Annotated in this window: 17 protein-coding genes and 1 pseudogene; 3 read left to right on the forward strand and 15 right to left on the reverse strand. The window is 60.8% G+C overall.

Annotation, left to right across the window (positions count from 1 at the left end; translation table 11 throughout):
• Window positions 1-29: 29 nt before the first annotated feature.
• The 10 genes from FFS35_RS18395 to FFS35_RS18440 form a co-directional block, all read right to left on the reverse strand.
• A complete protein-coding gene (locus FFS35_RS18395) occupies window positions 30-404 on the reverse strand; it encodes a hypothetical protein (RefSeq protein WP_137788319.1) in 375 nt (124 codons plus the stop codon).
• A 26-nt stretch (window positions 405-430) separates the two neighbouring features.
• The gene (locus tag FFS35_RS18400) at window positions 431-808 is read right to left on the reverse strand and encodes a hypothetical protein (RefSeq protein ID WP_137788335.1); all 378 of its coding nucleotides are present in this window, start codon (window positions 806-808) and stop codon (window positions 431-433) included.
• 104 nt (window positions 809-912) lie between these two features.
• The gene (locus FFS35_RS18405; RefSeq protein ID WP_137788336.1) at window positions 913-1,368 is read right to left on the reverse strand and encodes an MgtC/SapB family protein; all 456 of its coding nucleotides are present in this window, start codon (window positions 1,366-1,368) and stop codon (window positions 913-915) included.
• The gene (locus FFS35_RS18410; RefSeq protein WP_137788320.1) at window positions 1,368-1,919 is read right to left on the reverse strand and encodes a hypothetical protein; all 552 of its coding nucleotides are present in this window, start codon (window positions 1,917-1,919) and stop codon (window positions 1,368-1,370) included. The genes FFS35_RS18405 and FFS35_RS18410 overlap by 1 nt, the downstream gene beginning before the upstream one ends.
• A gap of 5 nt (window positions 1,920-1,924) precedes the next feature.
• On the reverse strand, window positions 1,925-2,227 hold the full coding sequence (locus tag FFS35_RS18415; RefSeq protein ID WP_137788321.1) for a zf-TFIIB domain-containing protein: 303 nt from the start codon (window positions 2,225-2,227) through the stop codon (window positions 1,925-1,927).
• Window positions 2,228-2,251: 24 nt separating this feature from the next.
• The gene (locus FFS35_RS18420) at window positions 2,252-2,755 is read right to left on the reverse strand and encodes an SRPBCC family protein (RefSeq protein ID WP_137788322.1); all 504 of its coding nucleotides are present in this window, start codon (window positions 2,753-2,755) and stop codon (window positions 2,252-2,254) included.
• Between the two features lie 491 nt (window positions 2,756-3,246).
• Complete coding sequence (locus FFS35_RS18425; protein ID WP_137788323.1) at window positions 3,247-3,585, reverse strand: DUF190 domain-containing protein; 339 nt, start codon at window positions 3,583-3,585, stop codon at window positions 3,247-3,249.
• A gap of 5 nt (window positions 3,586-3,590) precedes the next feature.
• A complete protein-coding gene (locus tag FFS35_RS18430) occupies window positions 3,591-6,836 on the reverse strand; it encodes a CusA/CzcA family heavy metal efflux RND transporter (protein ID WP_137788324.1) in 3,246 nt (1,081 codons plus the stop codon).
• Between the two features lie 3 nt (window positions 6,837-6,839).
• On the reverse strand, window positions 6,840-8,009 hold the full coding sequence (locus FFS35_RS18435) for an efflux RND transporter periplasmic adaptor subunit (protein ID WP_137788325.1): 1,170 nt from the start codon (window positions 8,007-8,009) through the stop codon (window positions 6,840-6,842).
• A gap of 122 nt (window positions 8,010-8,131) precedes the next feature.
• The gene (locus tag FFS35_RS18440; protein WP_137788326.1) at window positions 8,132-9,397 is read right to left on the reverse strand and encodes a TolC family protein; all 1,266 of its coding nucleotides are present in this window, start codon (window positions 9,395-9,397) and stop codon (window positions 8,132-8,134) included.
• A 620-nt stretch (window positions 9,398-10,017) separates the two neighbouring features.
• Here FFS35_RS18440 and FFS35_RS18445 point away from each other — a divergent pair.
• Window positions 10,018-10,317, forward strand: a complete 300-nt coding sequence (locus FFS35_RS18445; RefSeq protein WP_137788327.1) for a hypothetical protein — start codon at window positions 10,018-10,020, stop codon at window positions 10,315-10,317.
• A gap of 137 nt (window positions 10,318-10,454) precedes the next feature.
• Here the strand turns inward: FFS35_RS18445 and FFS35_RS18450 are convergent.
• Window positions 10,455-11,197, reverse strand: a pseudogene (locus FFS35_RS18450) (HAD-IIB family hydrolase).
• Between the two features lie 128 nt (window positions 11,198-11,325).
• On the opposite strand from FFS35_RS18450, the gene FFS35_RS18455 reads away from it, so the two are divergent.
• Window positions 11,326-12,591 carry a divalent metal cation transporter gene (locus FFS35_RS18455; protein ID WP_137788328.1) on the forward strand — a complete coding sequence of 422 codons (1,266 nt, stop codon included), beginning with the start codon at window positions 11,326-11,328 and terminating at the stop codon, window positions 12,589-12,591.
• Window positions 12,592-12,961: 370 nt separating this feature from the next.
• Here FFS35_RS18455 and FFS35_RS18460 read toward each other — a convergent pair whose 3' ends face one another.
• Window positions 12,962-14,464 (reverse strand): phospholipase D-like domain-containing protein, encoded by a 1,503-nt coding sequence (locus FFS35_RS18460; RefSeq protein ID WP_137788329.1) that lies wholly within the window; start codon window positions 14,462-14,464, stop codon window positions 12,962-12,964.
• Window positions 14,465-14,525: 61 nt separating this feature from the next.
• Entirely contained in the window at window positions 14,526-15,125 is a 600-nt protein-coding gene (locus FFS35_RS18465) for a DedA family protein (RefSeq protein ID WP_137788330.1), read from the reverse strand.
• 420 nt (window positions 15,126-15,545) lie between these two features.
• Here FFS35_RS18465 and FFS35_RS18470 point away from each other — a divergent pair, with 420 nt between their 5' ends.
• Window positions 15,546-16,886, forward strand: coding sequence for an IS1380 family transposase (locus FFS35_RS18470; RefSeq protein WP_137788331.1), 1,341 nt, complete (start codon window positions 15,546-15,548; stop codon window positions 16,884-16,886).
• Window positions 16,887-17,045: 159 nt separating this feature from the next.
• Here FFS35_RS18470 and FFS35_RS18475 read toward each other — a convergent pair whose 3' ends face one another.
• On the reverse strand, window positions 17,046-17,354 hold the full coding sequence (locus FFS35_RS18475) for a hypothetical protein (RefSeq protein WP_137788332.1): 309 nt from the start codon (window positions 17,352-17,354) through the stop codon (window positions 17,046-17,048).
• Window positions 17,355-17,646: 292 nt separating this feature from the next.
• On the reverse strand, window positions 17,647-18,258 hold the full coding sequence (locus tag FFS35_RS18480) for a hypothetical protein (RefSeq protein ID WP_137788333.1): 612 nt from the start codon (window positions 18,256-18,258) through the stop codon (window positions 17,647-17,649).
• Between the last annotated feature and the right edge of the window lie 599 nt (window positions 18,259-18,857).

Raw genomic sequence — 18,857 nt, forward strand, 5'->3', positions numbered from 1 at the left:
TCAGCGCCCGTCTGTGCCGGGTGGGTTAGTCACAAGCTCGTATCCTTCGTGCACAAGACAGGGGGCTTGTCCCCTTCCTCGATCTTGAGTTCGTTGCCCGAGAACATAGCGCTCATCGTATCGCCGACATATTGAAGCCCGGCCGCAGGCGCGGTCAGGACAACCGGCGCAGCGTTCCCGTCGCGGCGTAGTTCGAGCGTCAGGCCCTCATTTTTGAAGTCGACGAGGAGCGGGCGATCGTCGTCGCACCGATAGGGGTGGCGACCGGCGATGCCGCTGGCATCGCCGCTGTCACCGGCGTGGATTTCCTGTTCGGTCGGCGGCGCTTTGCGAGGCTGTTCGGAACAGCCGGATAATGTCAGCACAACGCATATGCCGGCGATTCCCATCCGAAATGGCGTCATGTGTGCCTCCGGGAACATCCTGCTACTCATAAGAGCCATTGAGCAGCTCCAATGACGCAGACGATCATGACCATGATGCCAACCAGGATCAGTCTTTCATGGCGTGGATCAGCGACGTTGCGTATTCGCGCCGCGACCTGCCACGCGGGGCGCACCGGGATGCGCCAAGACCCCGACGCGATCCTGTCCAGCTCGGTATCCGAAAGGCGGAAAAACAATTTTACGTCAGCCCGAGAGCGTGCCGTGAGACCCGTCACGCGAAAAACCGGGTCGGCCCAAGCCAGGTCGATGGCACTTGGGCTCGCCGCCATCGGTGCGGTGTCTTCGCCCGCTGCCCAAGACGGACGCAGCAGCGCGATAAGCCGATGCGGATCGCGTTCGAGCAGAGAAGCCCAGCGCGCCAAGCGCGAACGACGGTCGTCGCTTGGAGGCAGCAACACCGGCCCGAATTGCCCGCCACTCTTGTGCACTCGCCGCGTCGCGCGAGTTTCGGAGGGACGATTGTGCCTCATTGCCGGTCCGCCGGCTTAACGTGATCTTGCGAAGCACGCTTCAGCGGGTGAGAGAAGTGCAGCGTCAGGAAGGTCGTCAGGCTTAGAACTACCGCGATGTCGTAAAGACCATAGCCGACTGCGGCGCCCAGCGCCCCGGTCGCCCAGAGACTTGCCGCGGTTGCGGTCCCGGACGCTTTTCCGCGATACTTTAATATGGCGCCGCCGCCGATGAAGCCGACGCCGGTGATCAATCCTTCGAGAAGGCGTGCTTGGGCAGGCGATGTGCGTCCGAGTATCGCGATACCGACGAGCACGAATCCGCAACTGGCGATGGCGACCAGCGGAAAGGTCCGGATGCCGGCGCTGCGTTCGTCCTTCTCCCGGTTCCAGCCAACCGGAAGCGCCAGCGCATAGGCCAGCGCGAGACTGACGATATGGGAAAAGGACTCCTCCCATGACGAGATCGTCATCATGCGGCCGATCCTTCGGCCTGGCCGCTCGCTATCCCGTCCGCTGAATCCTGATAGGCCAGCACCCTGTTGCAGGCCAAGGCCGGCGCGCCGGGGCGCTTGAGCGTGATCCGGTCGCCGCCTGAGATCGACACGTTGAGATTCTGGCCGACATAGGTCCGCCCGCTTGCCGGCGATGTCACCCGTTCCGGAGCGGCGTTCGGTCTGGTCTTTATGTCGAGGGTCAGGCCATCGCCGAGGAAGTCGACATCGAGGCGCGACCCATCAGGACAGGCGTAGAAATGCTCGCCGATGAAGTCGGGCAGCTCGCGATCACGCGACGCTTCGGCCTCGGTCTTGTTCGTGGCTGGCGAGCAGCCGAGCAGCCCCGGCGCCAGAGCAAGCCCGGTCGCGAGGATGATCCCCCGAACCGGGCCGCTCCGGAGGCGCCGAGCCGCTATTTCCCCGTCTTTCCACGATCTATCGCCATGGGCGCTACAGGGGGCACGCCCATGGCGCGGGCCGTTCTCACACGGACACCCGAAGGACTCGTTGTGTGGCGGCCGATCCATAGCAGTCAGTCGAACAATTCGCTGAGAAAGCTCTTGCGGCGCCCCTTATGGCCCCGCTCGTAGCCGTGCTTTCCGCCATGATCGCCATGGCCGCGATCGTCCGATATTCCAAGACGGACGCCGCTCAACGGCCGCGCGCTGTCATCGCCGGCGCTGCGCTCGATGATCTTGTCGAGTTCGCCGCGATCAAGCCAGACCCCGCGGCATTGCGGGCAATAGTCAATCTCGATTCCCTGCCGCTCGCTCATGACGAGATCGACGCGGCACGTCGGGCACAGCAGCCCTTGAGGGCGAGGGCTATCTACCATGATGGGTTCCTTTCTTCCGCCCCGTCAGTCGTTCGCGGCGCCGCGAGGAGGAGGCGTTGGTTTGATGGGGCGCCGATGATGCCGCATGGACCGCCCTGGCAGTCGCGATTGCCGGCGCAGGAGGGCGAGAAACGCCGCATCCTGTACCCGCATTGTCCGCCGCAGACCCTTGCGCATCATGCGGCCGACCAGGCCGCCGATGATGCCCCGACATTCGACCGAATGGTGAATCGAGACGCCGTTCGCGATCGGCTCGATCTCGTAGCGTTCGTCGAACGTGAAGAAGCCCTTTACGCCCATCTGCCACCCGATGAGCTGCGGCTTCGTCAGGCGGTTGATGACCATTTGCGTCGTCATCTTGCGATCGCCTTTGAAGAGCAGCCAGGTGACGTCCATTTCGGCACCACGTTCGGCATCGCCCGCGATGCGGTAGATGGGGTGCCACCGTGCGAACCCCCTCAGATCGGAGATCAGCGACCACACTCGCAGTGCTGACATATTGAAATCGAAAGTAGTCGCTTCCTTCATGGCTGTCTGTCCTGTCCGGCCAAGGCGCGGTGAAACCGGAGGCCGCGCAAGGGCGGCCTCCTCCGCTGTCGGATTTCGCTAGTTCAAAGCCTTGTTCGACTTCCAGCACGCCCTTCAGGCCGAGTTTCAAAGAAAATGCGGCGTGTCGATCCACGTGTGTCACATCCGCCGTTGTGGAGACCTCCGGAAACGAACGCATGCCCGTCTTAAGTTTGAAACCAATCTCAGGGCCAACGCTCGCGATGCCCTTGAGTGTAAGCCTCGGATGCCAGTCGGAATGGTGCGCGAGATCGACAAGTAAGCGCAACACGCGCGCGAGCGGCAACGCCAAATGGACCGTGCTTTCGACAACGAACAGGGGGGTATGTCCCGCAAGCACCGGTCCCCTCCCCCACCGGTTGAGCGGGGGAGAGGTTCCCAAGCGCGATGTTAGGAGCGCTGACATGCTTTCCCGCATCTAGGACTTGCGCCTCTAAGTGCGAGGGTCGCCGTCATTCGTCGGCCTGTGCGATGGTGACACGCGCCTTGCCGCCAAGCACCTCGACGGCCTCCAAGGTCATCAACCCGATGCCCGAGATTTCGCTGAGACTCTCCACAAACGCGCGCAAGCTCGGATCGAGATCGACTATCTCGATGACGACTGCCCGGTCGCTTTCGAACACATGTCGCTGATGGATGTGCGCTGATTTGCCAAAGCCAATGAGCGCCTCCAGGATCGTTACCCCAGCGAGACGAGCGTCTTTCGCCCGCACGGCAATCTCCTGAAACACCTTGCGGTCGCCGAAGTATGCGGACTCGTCAGTGTAGATGCGTAGCAATTTGGTTTCCATGACCCTTACTCCTGATGCGCCGGCTCTGCGACCGGCTGTTTGGTTGTCCGCCGTGCAGCGATGCGTTCGCCGGCGTCGAGAACGACCTTGGCGATCGCGGGCAAAACCAGCAGTGTCAGAATAGTCGCCGCGATCAGCCCGCCGATGACCGTGGTGGCGAGTGGTTTCTGCACCTCAGCGCCGGTACCGTGCGCGAGCGCCATCGGCACGAAGCCGATCGCCGGCACGAACCCGGTCATGATGACCGCTCGCATCTTGTCGGCCATGCCTCCGCGGATCGCTTGCGCGATGGGCTGTCCTGCTTCGCTGCGTTCACGAATTGCAGACATGACGACCAGTCCGTTCAGCACTGCCACACCGGCGAGGCAGATGAACCCCACCGCCGCCGACACCGAGAAGTTGATGCCGGTGAGCACAAGCGTGAAGACGCCGCCCGCGAGCCCTAGCGGAACCGCGAGGAACACCGCCGCCGCCCGGCCGAATCCACCCAGCGCCATGTAAAGCAGCCCGAAGATGACCAGAAAGCACAACGGCACCACGATCGACAGTCGTTTCGATGCCGCGGCAAGGTTCTCGAACTGACCACCCCATTCGAGGTAGTAGCCCGCCGGCAGCTTCACCTGTGCGATCTTCGCTTGGGCCTCCTGAACGAACGAACCGGCATCGCGTCCGCCGAGATTGACCTGGACGACCACACGGCGCTTGCCGTTCTCACGACTGATCTGATTCAGCCCTTCCGTAAGCCGGATCTGCGCGACCTGTGCCAGCGGCACTTGGGCGCGCGGCCTCCCTTCCACCTCCGGGAGCAGCACTGGCAATGTCCGGATGTCGTCGAGATTGGCGCGGGTAGCCTCAGGGACGCGCACGGTGACGTCGAATCGCCGGTCGCCCTCGTACACAAGCCCCGACTCACGCCCGCCGAGCCCTGCCGCAACCGTATCCGCAACGTCACGGACGGTGAGGCCGAGGCGCGCGATCGCGGCGCGGTCGAGCTTCACGTCGAGCGCCGGCGCGCCACCGACCTGTTCGGCCTTGACGCTGGCCGCACCGGGTATGGTCTGGAGTACTCGCACCATCTCATTTGCCGTCAGCGCCATCTTGTCGAGATCGTCGCCGTAGAGCTTGATCGCAACATCGCCGCGAACACCCGCGATCAGCTCGTTAAATCGTAGCTGGATCGGCTGACTGACCTCGTAAAGATTGCCAAGGAGACCGCCGGTCGCCTTCTCAATCTTGGCGACCACATCGGCTTTGGTTGTACCTTCCGCCCACTGGTCCTTCTCTTTCAAGATAACGAAGCCATCCGAGACGTTCGGCGGCATCGGATCGCTTGCTACTTCCGCAGTGCCTGTCTTCGAGAACATTAAGGCGACTTCCGGAATTTTGATTACCGCCTCCTCGACCTTGCGTTCCATCAGCAGCGATTGGTCAAGACTAACCGAGGGCACACGCGTAGAGGCAAAGGCGAGATTCTTTTCATCTAACTGCGGAATGAATTCCGAGCCTAGCAGCCCAAACGCCGGAATTGCCGCTAGAAAGAAGGCCAACCCGCCGAGGATGAATGGCCACGGGCGCTTGATCGCCTGATCCAGCAGCGGCAGGTAGCGTTCCTTGGACTTGCGGATCAACCACACGTCCTTCTCTGCGACTTTGCCGCGTATCATTATCGCGACCAGTGCTGGCACCAGCGTGATTGCCAGCACAAATGCGGCTACCAGCGCGAGCATGATCGTTATCGCCATTGGCGAGAACGTCTTCCCTTCGGTGCCCGTGAACGTGAGCAGCGGGGCGAAAGCGAGCAGGATGATCGCCTGACCGAAGACGGTCGGTTTGATCATCTCCTGTGCGGCTCGCATCGTCTCTTCCAACCGTTCCCGGAGTGAGAGCAACCGACCTTCATGTTCTTGCCGGTGCGCCAATCTGGCGAGGCAGTTTTCAATGATGATGACCGCGCCGTCGACGATCAGACCGAAGTCGAGCGCGCCCAGGCTCATCAGGTTGCCAGGCACGTTGAACGCGTTCATGCCCATGGCCATCATCAGGAACGAGAACGGGATGACCAGCACCGCGATCACCGCGGCACGCCAGTTGCCAAGCAGCAGGAACAGCGCCACCGCAACGAGGATCGCGCCTTCGGTCAGATTGCGCTGGACCGTCGCAACCGTAGCGCCGACCAACTCAGCGCGGTTCAACACCACCTTGACCTGGACGCCGGGCGGCAGTGTTTTCGCAACCTGATCGAGCTTGGACGAGGCCTCCGTGGCAACAATCCGGCTGTTTTGGCCGATCAACATCAGCACGGTGCCGATGACCGCTTCCTGGCCGTTCATGCTCCCGGCGCCGGTCCGCAAGTCACCGCCAACGCGAACATTGGCAAGTTGACCGATCGTGACTGGCGTCCCGCCCCGCGTCGCAGCGACAGCGTTGCGGATTTCGTCGACGGTACGCACGCGAGAGTCTACGCGGACGAGATAGGCCTCGCCGCCCTTGTTGTAATAATTGGCGCCGACCGCGAGATTGGCGTTCTCGAGAGCTTGGCCAAGTTCGCTGTAAGAGATGCCGAAACTGGCGAGTTTCGTCGGGTCTGGTTCGACCACAAACGTCTTCGCATAACCACCAATGGAGTCGACGCCGGCAACGCCTTTCACCGAGCGAAGCTGTGGGCCGATAATCCAGTCTTGGACAGTTCGCAGATAGCTCGCCTTGGCCACCGCGTCCGTTAGTCGTTCGCCTTCGGGCGTCAGATAACTGCCGTCCGGCTGCCACCCCGGTTGGCCTGCGACTTTTTTGGCGCCCTTGCCGTCCGGATTGGCATAGCCGACTGTGTACATGACGATCTCACCGAGACCGGTTGAGACCGGTCCGACCTGCGGTTGCACGCCATCCGGCAGGTTCTCAGTCGCCTGACGCAGGCGCTCACCCACCTGTTGACGCGCGAAGTAAAGATCAGTGCTGTCGGTGAAAATCGCACTGACCTGGCTGAAGCCGTTGCGCGAAATCGAACGCGTGGTTTCCAGACCGGGGATACCGGCGAGCGCGATTTCAACCGGATAGGTGACGAGCTTCTCGATTTCGACCGGCGACAGGCGCGGGTCGATCGTGTTGATCTGGACCTGTTTGGTGGTGATATCGGGCACCGCGTCGATCGGCAGCTTGGTGAGCTGCCATAGGCCTAGGCCGGCGATGACGAGGAACAATGCGAGGACCGTCCAGCGGGCGCGGACGGAGAGCGCCATGAGATTTGCGATCATGGTCTATTCCTCCTCGCCCGCGCCCTTGCCGAGTTCGGCTTTGAGCAAAAATGCGTTCTTGGTGGCGACCTGGGTTCCTGATGTCAGACCCTTGACGATCTCGACCCGCCCATTGCTGCGCTGGCCGATCGTGACGTCCTGAGTGCGGAAGCCTTTGGCGGTTCGCACGAACACCACATCACGACCTTCGAGCGTCTGGACCGCGTCTTCGGGGACCACTATAGCGTTCGACGTCTCGCCGTGGCTTGGCAGGAGCCGCACGCGGACGGCGAGCCCCGGCTGAAGGACTCCCCCGGTCACATCGAGCACGGCTGTGGCGGCACGCGTTTCGCCGCTCAGCGTTGGCGTGACCGCGCGAACCCGGGCATCGAGAGTGCGACCATCGGGAAGTTCGACAATGGCTCGATCACCTGCAACGAGGCGAGACGCATCGGCGGGGCCAACGGCCGCGTCGATCTGGATTTGTCGAGGATCAGCGACCCGAAACAGTTCGGTTTCAGGTTGGACAAATGCTCCGAGGCTCACCTTCATCGATGTTACACGGCCTGAAATCGGACTGGCGAGGACCACGCCCCGGCCATCCGAAGTGACGTTGGCGGCGCCCGCCGCTACTCTTGCGCGCTGGGCCTCGGCGCTAGCTACTGCCGCCTCAGCTTGCGCCTGCTCCAGATCGACTCGGGCGGAAACCTTCTGGTCGAAGAGATAGCGTTCTCTGGCGAGTGACTTTTGCGCAAGAACTGCCTTGGCGCCGGCGGCAGTGCGATCAGCGGCGATTTGTGCTGCATCGCGGCTCTCAACTACGGCGAGCGCTTCGCCGGCGCGGACCGAATCACCGAGGCGCTTGAAAATCCGCGTTACAGCGCCGCCCGCGCGGGCCGTCACGATGGCTTCGCCGGTTGGCGATGGTGCGACGATAGCCTGGCTCACGATCTCAGCCCCAAGACCGCCGGCATTGATCGTCTCGATGACAACCCCGGCATTTTTGATCGACGCTGCGGTCATGGCGAGGGTGTCAACGTCGCCAGCCTTCTTTTCCCCATCTGGTTTCGCTGCCGCTTCGGTGGCGGCCGGTGGGGCATCGGTTGTGCATTTTGCTACGCTGAAGCCGCCGATCGCAGCTACGAGCACAGCGGCGGCGACGCCGCCATAAAGGCGCTTGTCTTGTTCGATCATAAATAATCTCCGGAATTTGGCTGGGCCGGACAGGTGGGCCCGGCGATCGGCGGCACGGCCGCGACCGCGATTGGGGAAACGGACGCATCGGCTGGCGCCGCGGAAGGAAAGAAAGGAAACATTCAGAGGCTTCCCAGCTCTGGAGCCGGTGCCGTTAGACGCTCAAGGCGAGCCTCGGCATCGTGATAGGCTGCAAGCGCATCGGTGAACGCCGCCCTTGTTTCGGCCAGCGTTTGCTCCGCCTGGAGGAGGTCCAATTGGCTGAACTTGCCTTGCGCATAACCGACCCGAGCAATCCGTGCGGCTTCGGAAGCGGCCGCAAGGCCTGGCCCGCCAGCCGCTCTCGCTGTCGCCGCGGCGTTGGCGAGTTCTGCCTGGGCGCTCGCGATAGCCTGTTCAGCGTCGATGATAGCTAGGCGCCGGTTGGCGTCGGCCCTTGCCTGCTCAGCCCGCGCCTGGCTTACGGCCGCCGCTCCGTTGTTGAAGAGCGGGAATGGTATGGCGATCCCGATGACCGCCGCCGTGTCGTTGGTCTGAGATAAGCGTCGTGCCCCGGCACTGACTGTAATGTCTGGGATACGCTGGGATCTAGCAAGACGAACCTGCGCCTTCGCGGTGTTCAGATCGGCTTGTGCTGCTGCCAACGCGAGGGTTCCGCTAGGATCGAACGGCAGCGTCGGGCCATAGCCGCCCACCCGATCGAACCACGCCAGATCGAGCGCGCCATCAATGGGTTGGCCGATGAGTCGAGCGAGGTTTCCCCGCGCAACCTCGGCCTCACGAACCGCTCGCTCCAGGCCGACATCAGCGTTCACGCGCAGGACATCGGCACGCTGCTGATCGATCGGTGCGCCTGCGCCAGCCGTCACGCGAGTTCGCGCCGCCTTAAATGCGTTGCCGGCGATACCCGCCTGCTGACGCGCAACGTCCACCCGTCGTTCGGCCGCAGCCGCTACAATATAGGCTTGCGAAATGCGCAGGTTCAGATCGGCAAGTGCTGTTGCCGCATCGATCTGGGCCCGCGCGGTCCGCGAGTCAGCGACGGCAATTCGCGCGGACCGCTTGCCCCCCAGTTCGATAGGCAATGCGAGGGTCGCCGTCGTCTCGGCGCTTCGAATGCCGCGGTATAGGCCGGACCCGGCGATATTTTCAGTTTGGACTTGGACCTGGGGATTCGGACGAAGACCCGCAATCGTGCGGCCAGCCGCCGCGGAACGCAGTCCAGCCGCCGCCGATTCGATCGTGGGTGAGGTGCCCCCGGCAATTGTTCGTGCGCGGTCGAGTGAAAAAATGGGCTGATTGGCAGACGGTGGCGATGTCGCCGTCTGCGCCTGCGCGATCGACGCGCAGGACGTGACGGCCATAAGGGCCGCGATGACACGGTGCATAGATGATGGACTCCTGACGAACCTGAAAGCCCGCCGGCGTTGCCGACAGGGACTAGAGATTCATCAGACTATCGGGGGTCGCAGCGTAGGACCAGACGGCGCTCGCGCCATACGGTCGAAGACCAAGGGACGAGGGACCACGCGTGGTTCAATGCTCTGAGGGACGACCTCTAACTTGGTAGGAACCCCGATCTGGTGTCCGTGACAACCACCATGATGATGCGGATATCCCTTCTCGGCATCAGCCGGGACCTGATCACGATCGCCGGCAACATGCTCGAGAGCTACCGCTGAGCGGGCGTCCAGGCATTTCGGGCCCTCCGCCGAATGCGCGACCGATCCTATCCCCAGGGAGAGGAGAACCGCGACATACAGGAAGAAGGTGGACAATCTTGACATTCAAGAAGGGCGCCTAGCAGATAATTGTACCGATGTAACCGCGAAATGAGTTTCGTGCGCAATGCGCGATAAGATATTCATGTTGCTATGATGTGAATGCCCCGGTGGAGGCGATCGAGAAAAGTTGTACGACATGCAACTTGGCACGCCTATCGGCGTTTTCCGAACGGCCTTGATACTCCGATAGCTGCTCAAAGGTTCCAGATAAGGAGATTGCTCGGATGCGACATGAAATCGGCTCTGCAGCGCCCTTTCCCCAGAACGCGCCTGTCAAAAAAGAGAGGCTTTCGTTGCCGATCATCGTCGTCGCAGCGGGCACCCTAATTTTCGCCGGCTTGTTAGCGGGCTTACCCACCCACGCGCTCACCGCCGCCAGCACCTTGCTGTCCGTATTCGTACTTGGGTACACTCTCGTCGCTTTCCTGCGCGCCCGGCAGCGGACGAAAGCGACCTTAGCCCTCGTCGCGAAAATCGAAGCAAATCTTGTTCGTGAGAGAAGGCCGCCGGGACCGAGACTGTAAGAGTGTGCGTGGAGAAGGTGACGTGCAGGCAAGCCGTCTGCAGTGACGGAAACCATAGCGGTGGTCGCAGACCACCTTACTGTCATGTTCGCATTACCCTATCCGAGGCAACGGCTCTTGCCTGCCTCGCCCACGCGTTACTTTTGACACGCGAAAATAGCGGTAACGACGGCCAAGGTTTCCTCTGGATCCCGCACTCGTACCGTGTCCAGGCCAAGCGTCTTCGCAGGATAATCATTTCCCCCAGGGAATATCGCGTCCCCGATGAACATCATCGCATCAAGGGCAAGTCCGCTAGACACGCTCAGTTTTTTAAGACCATAGGCTTTATCGACGCCCTGGGTGACGTCGATGGACGTAGCGCCCCCCCCATGTTGATAGATAGACCGGGTAAGCGCCCCGCAAGATCGGATCGTATGATCTTGCGTTTGGCAAAATCAGGATCCCATTTTTCTTTCGCATCCAGCGGTGCCTCCTGTCCGAGCGCGGAAAAAGTGATCTGGCTGCCGCGATCTTCTATCCGCTCGCCCCATATCTCCGTCGGGGTAAAACCGGTTGCTGCAAGAGCTGCATCGAACGCTTCAAGAATGGCGCGCCGCTGCTTATCATCAAAGAGTTCGGCATAGATGCGCCGCCAGCCACCATCATATCGATATAATTTTGTTCCGGTGGTAGGCATGAGCCAGAGTTTCGAGGCGTCAGCTCTCGCCGGGAGCCGTTGCGCGACCTGCTTTTCAAACTGCGGCCAATCTCCCCCAGAGATGACCGCAACTTGCGCAACGTTGAGCAGGTCGGCGAGGGCCTCGCCCATGCTGTCCCTTATCGGCCTCTTACTCTCCGCCAAGGTTCCATCAAGGTCGAACACTATGAGTTGTTTCACACAAGGTCCTCAAGCTCTAGGAGATCGGGTTGTCATGCGCAACGACGCCGAGCTTTTCGTCTCCCGAGCGCTAAGTTCAAGCAGCTTCTTTTAGTGACCTTTTGCGATTTCCAAAAGACAGGATTTTTATGAAACTTGGCGCCCGCTTGCGGTCGATCGCACTCTTCAAGCAACTCGGTCCTGGCCTCGTCACGGGCGCAGCGGACGACGACCCTAGCGGGATCGCGACTTACTCCCAAGCCGGTGCGCAGTTTGGCTTTGGGCTGCTTTGGACCATGGTGCTGGCCTACCCGCTCATGTGTTCCGTTCAACTTGTTAGCGCACATATCGGCCGGGTGACCGGCTGCGGGCTCGCCAAAAATATGGGCGACATATTACCAAGGTGGTTGGTGACGGGTTTGGTCTCACTCCTGTTTATCGCCAACACCATCAATATCGGTGCCGACATTGCAGCAATGGGTGCCGCAGCCGAAATGGTTGTGGGTTGGGGCTCGCATATTTTTACGATCCTGTTCGCTCTCGTGTCCCTCACTCTGCAACTCTTTGTCCCCTACCGCCGATATTCCAGTCTGTTGAAATGGCTCACGCTGGTCCTCTTGGCCTATGTAGCAGTATTATTCATGGTAAAGCTTGACTGGAGTCTCATAGACCTTGGCTTGATCATGCCCTCCGTTAGCAGCAAGGAAGCCGTCGTCACGATTGTCGCGATCTTCGGCACGACGATCAGCCCATATCTCTTTTTCTGGCAAAGCGCGCAGGAAGTGGAAGAGGTCACCCAAGATGATGATGCTGAGCCGCTCGTCGAAGCACCCTGGCAGGCCAGGCGGGAGTTTCGCCGCATGCGGCTCGACACTTTCTCTGGCATGGCAATTTCCAATTTGGTGGCCTTGGCGATCATGATCGCGACTGCGGCGACCCTTCACGCGTCAGGTCAAACATCAATCGGAACCGCAGCCGACGCGGCGAAAGCGCTTGAGCCTGTTGCTGGTAGATTTGCCTTCCTGCTGTTCGCGCTCGGCATCATCGGCACCGGCTTGCTCGCGGTGCCGGTCCTGGCAGGTTCGGCAGCATATGCCATAGGTGAAAGCCGCGGATGGAAGTGCGGCCTCGAACATAAACCTTGGGAAGCCGTCGGATTTTATGTCGTCATAGGGCTAGCCACGCTACTGGGAATTGGCATCGACTGGTCAGAGCTGGATCCCCTGAAGGCACTCTTTTGGAGTGCTGTTATCAACGGGGTTACGGCGGTACCGATAATGGTCGCTATGATGATCGTCGTATCAAAGCACTCGGCCATGGGTAAGTTTACCGCCCGCCCACAATTGCTGGTCTTGGGGTGGCTTGCGACATGCGTGATGGCAGCCGCCGCAATTGCCATGCTCGTCGTGCGATGATTGTCAACGCTGGAAACGATGCCCACCATGAAACTGTTAATTCGTTCAGCCGGCTACTACGCCGTATCCCAAGATCCTGCTTCTGTTCCAGCGGGCTCTTAAAGAAGAGGGGAGCGACACCGGCCTGGCGAGCAGCATTAAACATGAAAGCGTCGTGTCTTCGATACACGGTCATTTGAGAAGTTGTGACGCCTCATCCGTCATCGGGTCATTTTTGCCTGTAATTAGTTTAGTGTTGTAAAATCGTCCAAGCATTAAACGGTTCCCGCCCCTGCGTAACTAGCCCTGACCCGCGGCCCCGCCGCCGTTCTCGACTGGATGAAGGCGTCGGCGAGAGATCTAGAGCCATACCCCCCACGGCTTGCTCCGGCTATCGTCGGCCACCCCTCTCTCCGGCTGATTCACGCTTCCGGTGGTGGTGGTGCCTCAAGCGGGACAACAAGCTCTCACGCTGGGAAAAGGTTTCGAACATTTCGTCGGGTCCTTCTGGATCGAGCAGCTTGGTATCGGCCAGCCACTGCTCAGTAGGCGCCAGGGCGGGCAGCTCATACTCGCGCAGCGACCTTGCCGACGTCTTCAACGCAGAAATCGTGGCGATGAGCGATCCGGTTTCGGCAAGTTTCGCCTGCACGATCGCGCAATCGCTGTGGAGATGTTCTGCAAGGAGGGAATTTCGGATGCCGGCGATTGCCATGCGCTCGGTCTCCGGATGGTCGCTATTCGTGGCGTCGATCGTCACATCGCACTCAGAGTCGAGACGGAGCGAGCGGTTGTTGAAATTCGACGATCCCACGCGCAACAGCTCATCATCAATCACCGTCACCTTCGCATGGACGTAGATTGGCTCGCCCGCCGCTGTGACGGGATGATACATCCGGAACCGGCCATAGGTGTCGCAGTCGCGCAGCGCCGCGATCAGACGCGCTCGGGCTGAGTCCATGGCGATCGGCTCAAGCCACCCGTTGGCGGTGGCAGGATTGATGATGACGATCTCGGGGCCATCGGGCTCGTGCAACCGCTGCGCGATTGCTTCCGCAATGAGACGCGAGGCGAAATACTGACTTTCCGCATAAATCCACCGCCGCGCTTGCTTGATCAATGCAACATAGAGCGCCTCGATCTCATAGATTGGTTCGCGATCGGCCATTTTTGGCAACGTCCGCGATATACCCACAGGCACGTTTGTGAAATCGGCAGACAGACCGTCCGGCCAGCAATCGGCGCCGCCGCGCACAGGTTCAAGCGCACGACCACCGGCAGCCTGCCACCGCGCCCGGCACATGTCCCCCAGCGCGATCGCCACGGGCCCTTCAAGCGCCGTCGTCGCATCATGCCAGGGACCGTAGGGCCGGCCGCTCGGTTCGACGCGTCGAGGCTCGTCGTCGACGTGTTCGCGCGTATCCCAGCGGTCTTCCGTCATGTCGATGCCGCCGCAAAACGCCACAGCGTCGTCGATCACCACCACTTTTTGATGATGCGACCCGGCGAAGGGATGATGTCCATCAAGCTTGAGGTGGATTTGCGGGTCGCGGATCCAGCGAAGGATTGTGAGCAGAGTGCGACCGTGAAAGAGTGTCTTGAGAGCGCCAGTATCCCAGCGCAAGATATGAACGTGAAGGCCAGGCTTCTGCTTCACCAGCCAGCTTATGAACGCCCCCACGGTCGGCGGACCGCCATCTTGCCCGCCGTGTGCGAAATTGATGCGCGCGTCAAAATCCCAGCCGACCAGCAGGATGCGCCTTTCGGCTTTCAGCATCGCCGAACGTAGGGCTGTGAAATAACCGTCCGCATCCACGATTACGGTGGCGCGTGTCGCCCGCTCCACCCGCCAATAGAAATCCGCGGCCGCAGGAACTTCATCATGAACTTTCATTTTACGCCGCCATGCTCATTGGCTCGCGCAAGCGCAAGCGCCACTCTGTTAAGCTCGCGCGTCATGGCTTGCGGTGCCAGCGCGCGACCCGCCAGCCGTAGCCAATTGCCAGCAGCACGATGATAGCGGTGGAGACCGGCCCGACATAACGCTCCACCTGGGTATATTGTTGTCCCAGCGCATATCCGGCAACCGTCAGCGCCGTCGTCCAGGCGACTGTTCCAACTGCAGACCAGGCCGCAAAACGAGGCAGCGGCATCTTAAGCATTCCTGCCGGAACCGACACGACTGATCTGACCGTCGGAATGAGCCGCCCGAGGCACACAAAAGCGGCGCCGTTTCGGTCGAACCAGTCCCTCGAGCGCTCGACCTCCGACCAATCGAGTGCCAGCCATCGCCCATGGCGCTCGAGCAGCCGACGAAACCGGCGAGCGCCTAGCGATCGCGCAGCGAAATACCAGCAAAGGTTCCCCGCCATCGCGCCCACGGAACCCGCAGCGACTGCGCTCGCCAGCGACAGCGATCCGCGCGCCGCGCGGAGCCCAGCAAGCGGCATGATCACCTCGGATGGGAGGGGCGGAAAAATCGTCTCGGCAAACATCAGGATGGCAATGCCGACATAACCGAGTTGGTCGATCAGTTGTTGAATCCATTCCCCCACATCGGCTCCATCTGGCGCTTAACGTATCTCCGCGACGGCGGGTAGGAACCATGTGCCGCTACTGGCGGCAAAAAACTACCCTTGCTCTAATTGCGCAGCGCCGGCGCATTTCGACGCTGTGGGCTGCATGACCATAGTCTTCAGCGCGTGAAGCGGCGAAATGGCCAGCTCTGCCGTTTCGGCGAGCTGGCCACGCCCCCCGCAGCGCCGAGGTGCACCGCTCTTGGTTGCGCGGTAAGGATGCCTATTCGTCCGTGGACAACTTGACCCACGAATCGAGAGCCCGGCCCGACACTTTCAGACAACAAGCCTAGCCCGGAAAATTCACGCGAGTTGGCGGATGTAGCGTAACATTCTGATTTAACGTATGATTTAGATGCCTAGTCAGATCAACGTCATTTCAGGAAAGCCACACCCGCCATGGATGGTTCTACTCTGCCACTGCCCGGTTTGTCACCCGTTTCTGGCAAGCGGATAGACGCCAGATTCGATGGCGGTCTGCTCTCCTCGGACGGCGGTATTTTGCTATTGCGCGAGGTTGATCAGCGCCTTGGGGTGGCCGATCGCATAGCTGCCTGCATCAACGATCCCCGTGCGCCGGATCATATCACGCACTCCCTTGTCGACATTATCCGGTTCCGACTGATGATGATCGCAGCGGGCTATGAAGATGGCAATGACGCCTCCAGCCTGCGCATCGACCCGGTCTTCAAGATGGCGCTCGACCTCACTCCATCTGACCGTGCACTTTGCTCGCAGCCGACAATCTCACGCCTGGAAAACCTGCCCGACACGCGTGCGCTCCTGCGCATGGGCCGGGCGATGGTTGATCTGTACTGCGAGAGTTTCCGCACCGTGCCCAGGCGCATTGTCCTCGACATTGATGACACCTTCGATGCCGTGCACGGCGGCCAGCAGTTGCGATTGTTCAATGCCCATCACGACGAATATGGATTCCAGCCCATCGTCGTGTTCGATGGTGAGGGTCGGTTCATCACCGCCGTCCTGCGCCCGGCCAAACGGCCCGGCGGCAAGGAGATCAGGGCTTTCCTGCGTCGCTTGATGCGGGCGATCCGCGCCAATTGGCCAAAGACGCAAATCCTACTGCGCGGCGACAGTCACTATTGCTGCCCCGAAGTCATCGACTGGTGCCGAGCCGGCGGGCACGAATTTATCCTGGGTGTCGCGCCGACGTCGACATTGCGCCGTCACATCGCCGATCTCGAGGCCAGCACCAAAGCGCGCTTCGACGCGGCACCTGAAGCTGGCAAGGCGCGTCGCTTCAAGTCCTTTCACGACGGCGCCAAAAGCTGGAGCCGCGTCGAGCGGATTATCGCGCGCGTCGAGGTCGGCGATCAGGGCGCGGACACCCGCTTCGTCGTCACAAATCTCAAGAAGGGCTCGCCTCGCCTGCTCTACGAGCAGGTCTATTGCCGGCGAGGCCAGGCGGAAAATCACATCAAGTCCTGGAAAACCCACCTCGCCGCCGATCGCACATCCTGCACCAGGGCCACGGCCAACCAGTTGCGCCTGTTTCTCCATGCCGGTGCCTACTGGCTGATGTGGGGGCTGCGTAGCGCCATGCCCAAGCGTTCAACCTGGCGCACCGTCCAGTTCGATACTTTACGCCTGCGCCTCATCAAGGTCGCTGCCCGCGTCACCGAGTTGAAGACCATGATCCGTATCCAATGGCCCACCGCCTGTCCCGACCAGAAAATCTTCCGCCTCGCCCTCGATCGGGTCCCTCGCCTCATCACCTGAACCACGGGGCAGCGCCCCCTCAAATCAAACCCCGCCCTTCAACCCGCAAACCTTGGTCGACCAGAAATCCGGACCATCCCGGCAATGAAGCTACGCGTCGGCCAGCCGCCCAAAATCCAAATCGTGGCCTGCGCCCACCGAGCAGATGAATTTTACGGGCTAGTAGCGATCATCGCGGCGGTGCTCACGGCGCTCCTGTCGTTCGTGACGCCATTCGTTGCGATATCCCCGATCGTTGCGATATTGTTGATTGTTGTGCCTATAGGCCTGTCGGCGCTCGTTGCGATATGTCTGGCGATAGTTGCCATCATAATCATATGCCCCGTTGTAACCGTAACCGCCTGAGTTGCCGTAGCCACGCTGCGCACTATGGTCCTGGCCACCGCGATATCCATCCCGAGACTGGGCCATCGCCGCTGGGGCGTTGAAGGCCAGGAGCGCTGCAGCTGCGATCAAATACTTCCTCATGATCTTTCCTTCACTGTATGACGGATCGTCATGGATATGTATTGAGCCCGTCGGGATGAATACTTCCGGAATAGTGGCTGCAGCAGCCGTTCATTTAAGGCGCTTATTGATAGCGGCTTAGTGGCTCGCGATGGCGGTGACGCGGCATCGGTGGCGAATTGCCGATGCCGATCCCATTTTTGATTAAGCAACGCCAGTCAATCTTGGGAACACTGGTGACCATTTTCGTAACCGGCAGGCTCATCACTGTGGCTCGGCGTTAAATGAAACGGAAAGAACTGAAATGATCGACTTAGCGCCCGCCGCGTCCGGGGCGGTCGCTGCTATCACCACCGGCGCGCGGCAGCGCCGGCATCGGGCGGACATTGTCGGGTCTGACGACTTGACCGCGGCGCTGCGGCATGTTCGCAGACTGCTGGGCTACAGGCAGGCGATATGTGGGTGGCGAATTGCTCGCAGGATAGCCGCGATAGCTCCCCCCGCCATAGCCGTGCCCACCGTCCCAGCTGACGCCGCCATGTCCTCCGCTCCAGTTGACACCTGCTCCGTGAGATTGCGTCTGCGCGACGCTCGGGGATATAAGCGCCGCCGCGAAAGCTGACATCGACAACATCTGCGCTATTTTCATGGTCATATTGTCCTTAATCCGCTGGCCGATCGACCCATTCCTGCAATTTGTGTCAATGATGCCGCTCTTCCCGCCGTCTGTCATGATGGTCACGGCGATAGCCTCGATTATCGTCGTAGTAGCCCCGTTGCCGGTAGCTGATGCGCGGATCTTAAAAATAAGGGTCATCGTAGTAGGCGGACAGGGGGGCATAGCGGTAGCCACCGTAATATCCACCTCCGTGACCAACGTTGATGCCAACCCCGCCATGCCCGCCCCGATGGTGGCCGCCGCCATGCCGGTCCCGCGCCAAGGCGGGAGACGCAGTCAATGTCGCGAGGGCGCACTAGCGAGGGACGAGAAGGATCTTTCGCTGCATCTTTTCTCTCCTTAGCGGTTCGAGCCAGCTATTCTTGCCGATCTCCTTAGCCATGCACCACTGAACTCATCGTGAACCGCAAAGCCTGATATTGTCTGTCCCTCCGCCAGCTCATCGTGATGGCATGACAAGTAAAAGGTGGCCGACAGCAGGACGAGCGCCTCGCCGACGGATGGCGCACTCTTTTCGGTGAAGCGATAGAACCGGCGCAACAATATAAATGAGTATGCAAGATGCTGCGGACTTTGAGTCTGACAGTGCTGAGAATGTCGTCGATCGCCTTGCGGGGCGATTGCACGACCATGCAGGGCGAACCTCGCTACGCCTACGCCTATTAACGGGTGCCCTGCATACCCCGAGTGCCGTCGTCGCGATCAGAGTTACGCTTCAACCTGCGAACGGAGGTAAGCGTCCGGTGAAGGCGTCGCGTCAGGCGGGACGGTAGTTCCACGGCAGCAGTTCATTGATCTGGCGGGCTGGATGGTCGGCGATGCGGCTGATGGTGTCGGTCAGCCAT

The organism is Sphingomonas sp. 3P27F8, from assembly GCF_005502745.1.
Taxonomy (GTDB): Bacteria; Pseudomonadota; Alphaproteobacteria; order Sphingomonadales; family Sphingomonadaceae; genus Sphingomonas.

Bases quoted from the DNA above. Each gene is read 5' to 3' on its own strand.
- FFS35_RS18405 (WP_137788336.1), bottom strand. From the start codon at position 1,368: ATGACGATCTCGTCATGGGAGGAGTCCTTTTCCCATATCGTCAGTCTC.
- FFS35_RS18480 (WP_137788333.1), bottom strand. From the start codon at position 18,258: ATGGCGGCGGCCACCATCGGGGCGGGCATGGCGGGGTTGGCATCAACG.
- FFS35_RS18420 (WP_137788322.1), bottom strand. From the start codon at position 2,755: ATGAAGGAAGCGACTACTTTCGATTTCAATATGTCAGCACTGCGAGTG.
- FFS35_RS18425 (WP_137788323.1), bottom strand. From the start codon at position 3,585: ATGGAAACCAAATTGCTACGCATCTACACTGACGAGTCCGCATACTTC.
- FFS35_RS18415 (WP_137788321.1), bottom strand. From the start codon at position 2,227: ATGGTAGATAGCCCTCGCCCTCAAGGGCTGCTGTGCCCGACGTGCCGC.
- FFS35_RS18430 (WP_137788324.1), bottom strand. From the start codon at position 6,836: ATGATCGCAAATCTCATGGCGCTCTCCGTCCGCGCCCGCTGGACGGTC.
- FFS35_RS18475 (WP_137788332.1), bottom strand. From the start codon at position 17,354: ATGAGGAAGTATTTGATCGCAGCTGCAGCGCTCCTGGCCTTCAACGCC.
- FFS35_RS18410 (WP_137788320.1), bottom strand. From the start codon at position 1,919: ATGGATCGGCCGCCACACAACGAGTCCTTCGGGTGTCCGTGTGAGAAC.
- FFS35_RS18470 (WP_137788331.1), top strand. From the start codon at position 15,546: ATGGATGGTTCTACTCTGCCACTGCCCGGTTTGTCACCCGTTTCTGGC.
- FFS35_RS18455 (WP_137788328.1), top strand. From the start codon at position 11,326: ATGAAACTTGGCGCCCGCTTGCGGTCGATCGCACTCTTCAAGCAACTC.
- FFS35_RS18440 (WP_137788326.1), bottom strand. From the start codon at position 9,397: ATGCACCGTGTCATCGCGGCCCTTATGGCCGTCACGTCCTGCGCGTCG.
- FFS35_RS18395 (WP_137788319.1), bottom strand. From the start codon at position 404: ATGACGCCATTTCGGATGGGAATCGCCGGCATATGCGTTGTGCTGACA.
- FFS35_RS18460 (WP_137788329.1), bottom strand. From the start codon at position 14,464: ATGAAAGTTCATGATGAAGTTCCTGCGGCCGCGGATTTCTATTGGCGG.
- FFS35_RS18435 (WP_137788325.1), bottom strand. From the start codon at position 8,009: ATGATCGAACAAGACAAGCGCCTTTATGGCGGCGTCGCCGCCGCTGTG.
- FFS35_RS18445 (WP_137788327.1), top strand. From the start codon at position 10,018: ATGCGACATGAAATCGGCTCTGCAGCGCCCTTTCCCCAGAACGCGCCT.